Origin of the sequence: Devosia sp. (assembly GCF_028290645.1) — a bacterium.
Classification (GTDB): domain Bacteria; phylum Pseudomonadota; class Alphaproteobacteria; order Rhizobiales; family Devosiaceae; genus Devosia_A.
This window is the reverse complement of the sequence record NZ_JAQGJL010000205.1, coordinates 1-4016: the sequence shown is the minus strand read 5'-3', so window position 1 is coordinate 4016 and position 4016 is coordinate 1. Positions and strand designations below refer to the sequence as shown.

Annotated in this window: 3 protein-coding genes; all 3 read left to right on the top strand. The window is 65.1% G+C overall.

The window, feature by feature from the left end; genetic code table 11:
* The coding region (locus JWQ89_RS11675) for an ABC transporter permease (RefSeq protein WP_299641179.1) at window positions 1-669 on the top strand (669 nt) is incomplete at its 5' end.
* Window positions 670-677: 8 nt separating this feature from the next.
* Complete coding sequence (locus JWQ89_RS11670) at window positions 678-2348, top strand: ABC transporter ATP-binding protein (protein WP_299641177.1); 1671 nt, start codon at window positions 678-680, stop codon at window positions 2346-2348.
* Between the two features lie 33 nt (window positions 2349-2381).
* A complete protein-coding gene (locus JWQ89_RS11665; protein ID WP_299641175.1) occupies window positions 2382-3749 on the top strand; it encodes an alpha-glucosidase/alpha-galactosidase in 1368 nt (455 codons plus the stop codon).
* Window positions 3750-4016 lie beyond the last annotated feature (267 nt).

The window sequence follows — 4016 nt, the reverse complement described above, 5'->3', positions numbered from 1 at the left end:
ACCGACAAGTTCGGCCGCGATATCCTCTCGCGCGGCATCGTCGGCTCCCAGATCTCGCTGACCATTGCGCTGGTCGTGGTGGCCCTGACCACCGCGCTCGGGACCTTCGTCGGCATCGCCTCGGGCTATCTCGGGGGCAAGCTCGACGTCTGGGTGCAGCGCTTCGTCGAGCTCATCCTGGCCTTCCCGCAGCTGCCGCTCTACCTTGCCCTCACCTCGCTGATCCCGGTCACCGCCCCATCCAACATCTTCATCGCCTTCGTCATCGGCGTGATGGCGGCACTTGGCTGGGCCCAGCTCAGCCGCGAAGTGCGGTCGAAGACCCTGGCGCTGGCCCGCATCGAATACGTGCGCGCCGCCATCGCCGTCGGTTCCTCCGACATGCGGATCATCACGCGCCATATCCTCCCCAACGTCTCGAGCCACCTCATCGTCGCGGTGACCATCGCCATCCCCTCGGTCGTCTTGCTCGAGAGCTTCCTCGGCTTCCTCGGCTTCGCCGTGAAGCCGCCGCTGATCTCGTGGGGCCTGATGCTCCAGGATACCGGCACCTTCTCGGTCATCGGCTCCTATCCGTGGATCCTCAGCCCGGTCGTCTTCGTCCTGATCACCGTCTTCGCCTTCAACGCGCTCGGCGATGGCCTGCGCGACGCGATCGACCCCTATTGAGTATGGCCATGACCAATCTTGCCAGCGACGACTTCTCCCCGCCCGAGCGCCACGACCTCGGCAGCCACGGCCGCGAGCTGATCCTCGATGCCCGCAACATCGCCGTCGACTTCAAGGTCGAAGGCGGCACCGTGCATGCGGTGGAGGACGTGTCCTTCCAGCTCCACAAGGGCGAGACCATCGCGCTGGTCGGCGAAAGCGGCTCCGGCAAGTCGGTCACCGCCCGCACCATCATGCGGCTCCTGACCCGCCGCGCCAGGATCAGCCCGAAGACCCGCATCACCCTCTCGGGCAAGGACGTCATCACCCTGTCCGAGCCCGAGATGCGCAAGCTCCGCGGCAACGACCTGTCGATGATCTTCCAGGAGCCGATGAGCTCGCTGAACCCGGTCTACACCATCGGCCAGCAACTCGTCGAAATCCTCCACCTCCACAATAGGATGAGCCGCCGGGAGGCGATGGCTCGCGCTCGCGTACTGCTCGAGGAAGTGCAGATCCCCGAGCCCGCCGCCCGCCTGCGCCAGTATCCGCACCAGCTCTCGGGCGGCCAGCGCCAGCGCGTCATGATCGCCATGGCGCTCGCCAACCGCCCCGACGTGCTGATCGCCGACGAGCCGACCACCGCGCTCGACGTCACCGTGCAGGCCCAGATCCTCAACCTGATCAAGGATCTGAAGGCCAAGTACGGCATGGCGGTGATCCTCATCACCCACGACCTGACCATCGTCCGGCAGTTCTCCGACTACGTCTACGTCATGCAGAACGGCCGCGTGCAGGAGCACAACGCCACCGAGGCGCTGTTCACCAACCCTCAGCACAGCTACACGAGGCACCTGCTCGCCTCCGAGCCCAGGGGCTCCGCCAGGCCGATCGCTGCCAACAACCCCACCGTGCTCGAGGGCAAGGACGTCAAGGTCGCCTTCACGCTCAAGCGCGGCGGCTTCTTCAAGCCCGATTTCTTCGAGCTCGTCGCCGTCGACAAGCTGTCGCTCAATCTGAAGAAGCACGAGACCCTCGGCCTCGTCGGCGAGTCCGGCTCCGGCAAGACCACCTTCGGCCAGGCCCTCATCCGGCTGATCGGCAACCAGGGCGGCGAGATCTTCTTCGACGGCGAGCCGATCCACAACAAGGACCGGCAGCAGATGCGCCCGCTGCGCAGCCGCATGCAGATCGTCTTCCAGGATCCGTTCGCCTCGCTCAACCCCCGCATGTCGGTGCGCCAGATCATCGAGGAGGGCCTGATCGTCAACAAGCTCGGCGGCAACTCCCGCGAGCGCGGCGATCGCGTCCGCGAGGCGCTGCGCGACGCCGGCATGCCCGACACCATCCTCAACCGCTTCCCGCACGAGTTCTCGGGCGGCCAGCGCCAGCGCCTCGCCATCGCGCGCGCCATCGCCCTCGAACCGGAATTCATCCTGCTTGACGAGCCGACCTCGGCGCTCGATCTCTCGGTCCAGGCCCAGATCATCGAGCTGCTGCGCAAGCTCCAGGACGAAAAGGGCCTCAGCTACCTGTTCATCTCCCACGACCTCAAAGTCGTCAAAGCCCTGTGCCACAGGGTGATGGTCATGCAATACGGCAAGATCGTCGAACAGGGACCGGTCGCCGACGTGCTCGAGCGCCCGCAGACCGAATACACCTCGCGGCTCGTCCGGGCCGCCTTCGAAATCGCGGCCTAGACCGCGTAGACGCTTTTACGGAGATCTCCTTTCATGGCCAATCCAAAGATCACCTTCATCGGGGCCGGCTCGTCCGTGTTCATGAAGAATATTGTCGGCGATATCCTGCAGCGCGAGGCCCTCACCGGGGCCGAGATCCGCCTCATGGACATCAATCCGCAGCGCCTCGAAGAGAGCGCCATCATCGCCGGCAAGCTGGTGAACACGCTCGGCGTTCCCGCCACGGTGACCACCTACTCGAACCAGCGCGAAGCCCTCGACGGCACCAATTTCGTCGTCGTCTGCTTCCAGATCGGTGGTTACGAGCCCTCGACCGTCGTCGATTTCGAGATCCCCAAGAAGTACAACCTGCGCCAGACCATCGCCGATACGCTCGGTGTGGGCGGCATCATGCGGGGCCTCCGCACCGTGCCGCATCTCTGGTCGATCTGCGAGGACATGCTCGAAGTCGCCCCCGACGCGGTCATGCTGCAATACGTCAACCCGATGGCCATCAACACCTGGGCCATCGCCGAGAAATACCCGACCATCAAGCAGGTCGGCCTCTGCCACTCGGTGCAGGGCACCGCGATGGAATTGGCCCACGATCTCGACATTCCCTATTCCGAGATCCGCTACCGCTCGGCCGGCATCAACCACATGGCGTTCTACCTGAAGTTCGAGCACCGCCAGCCCGACGGCTCCTATCGCGACCTCTACCCGGACCTGGTCCGCGCCTATCGCGAGGGCAGGGCGCCCAAGCCGACCTGGAACCCGCGATGCCCCAACAAGGTGCGCTACGAGATGCTCACCCGGCTGGGCTACTTCGTCACCGAGAGCTCCGAGCACTTCGCCGAATACACCCCGTACTTCATCAAGGAAGGCCGTGAGGACCTGATCGAGAAGTTCGGCATCCCGCTCGACGAATACCCCAAGCGCTGCATCGAGCAGATCGCGAGGTGGAAGAACACCTCCGAGGAATACCGCAAGGCCAACACCATCGAGGTCAAGCAGTCCAAGGAATACGCCTCCGAGATCGTCAACTCGGTGTGGACGGGCGAGCCCGGCGTCATCTACGGCAACGTGCGCAACAACGGCGTCATCACCTCGCTGCCCAACAACGCCGCCGTCGAGGTCCCGTGCCTCGTCGACGCCTCGGGCATCCAGCCGACCTATATCGGCGACCTGCCGCCCCAGCTCACGGCCCTCATCCGCACCAACATCAACGTGCAGGAACTGACCGTTGCCGCGCTGATGACCGAGAACAAGGAGCACATCTACCACGCCGCGATGCTGGACCCCCACACCGCCGCCGAGCTCGACCTCGAGCAGATCTGGAACCTCACCGACGACCTCCTCGCCGCCCACGGCGACTGGCTCCCGGCCTGGGCCCGGCCCGAAAAGAAGCAGCGCGTCGCATAAGCGGCACCCTTATCCTCCCCCGCAATGCGGGGGAGCGGTGGACGGGGCAACCCCACGCTTTGTAGCTCGCGTAGTTGCCCCATCACCGGCCACCATCGGAGGGTCTCCCTCCCGCTTGCGGGGAGGGGACAGGGGTGGGGGTCCCCAGTCACCAGCCCATCAGTGCCTCACGCAAATCTATTTCACCCCACGCACTGAACCCTCAACCCCCACCCCGAATTGCCCCACCGTTAGGGGCGGCGCCCCGTCACCGCCCCGTCAACACCG